This is a genomic window from Nocardioides epinepheli (assembly GCF_037936805.1).
Classification (GTDB): Bacteria; Actinomycetota; Actinomycetes; order Propionibacteriales; family Nocardioidaceae; genus Nocardioides.
In genome coordinates this window covers 1-1,208 of sequence record NZ_JBBMMC010000034.1, presented here as the reverse complement: position 1 = coordinate 1,208, position 1,208 = coordinate 1, and the positions used below count along the sequence as shown (strand labels likewise).

Genomic DNA, 1,208 nt, shown 5'->3' with positions numbered 1-1,208 from the left:
TGTGCTGGTTCAGGACATAGGAAACCCATGTCTCAGGACATAGGAAACTCGATGCTGGCCGGTGTCGAAGGCAAGGCTGGTCATCACCGCGATCGAGACCGAGGGCATCACGCAGGCTGAGGCCGCCCGCCGCTACGGCATGAGCAAGGGCTGGGTCAGCAAGTTGATGGCTCGCCGACGAGCCGAGGGCGACGCAGCTCTCGAACCAAAGTCGCGTCGCCCCGCTACCTCACCCAGCGCCACACCCCAGGCGACGGTCGGCCTCGTCCTCGCGCTGCGCAAGCAGTTGACCGAGTCCGGGCTGGACGCTGGTGCCGAGACCATCGGCTGGCACCTCGAGCACCGCCATGGTGTGGCCCTGTCCCGGGCGACGATCCACCGGATCCTGGCCCGGGCCGGTGCGGTGACCCCCGCGCCGGCCAAGCGCCCGAGGTCCTCCTACATCCGGTTCGAGGCAGCAATGCCGAACGAGACCTGGCAGTCGGACTTCACTCACTACCGACTCACCGGACCAGGCGGCACCCCCGGCCGGGACGTGGAGATCATCACCTGGCTCGACGACCACTCCCGCTATGCACTCCACGTGACGGCCCACCACCGGGTCACGGCCCGGATCGTGCTCGAGACGTTCACCGAATCCGCAGGTCAGCACGGCTATCCCGCGTCCACGCTGACCGACAACGGCATGGTCTACACCGTCCGGTTCGCTGGCGGCCGCGGCGGGCGCAGCATGCTCGAGAACGAGCTGAGGCGGCTCGGGATCGTGCAGAAGAACTCCCGCCCGAACCATCCGACGACCTGCGGGAAGGTGGAGCGATTCCAGCAGACCATGAAGAAGTGGCTACGCGCCCAACCCGTCCAGCCCGCCACGATCCCCGACCTGCAGGAGCTGCTGGACCGGTTCCGGCAGGCGTACAACGACCAGCGGCCGCACCGCTCCTTGCCGCACCGGTCAACCCCGGCCACCGCCTACACCGCACGCCCGAAGGCCAGCCCGGGCGCTGACCGTGCCAGCGACACCCACGACCGGGTCCGGTTCGACCGCATCGACAACGTCGGCACCGTCACCCTGCGCGTCAACGGCCGGCTGCACCACATCGGCATCGGACGAACCCACGCCCGAACCCACGTCATCCTGCTCGTCCACGACCTCGACGTCCGCGTCATCGACGCCGCCACCGGCGAGCTGCTCCGCGAGCTCGTCATCG

The 1,208-nt window shown here is 68.5% G+C and carries 1 protein-coding gene; it reads left to right on the top strand.

Annotated elements, in window-relative coordinates; genetic code table 11:
- Positions 1-61 precede the first annotated feature (61 nt).
- The coding region (locus WMR31_RS22100) for an integrase core domain-containing protein (protein WP_340541102.1) at positions 62-1,208 on the top strand (1,147 nt) is incomplete at its 3' end.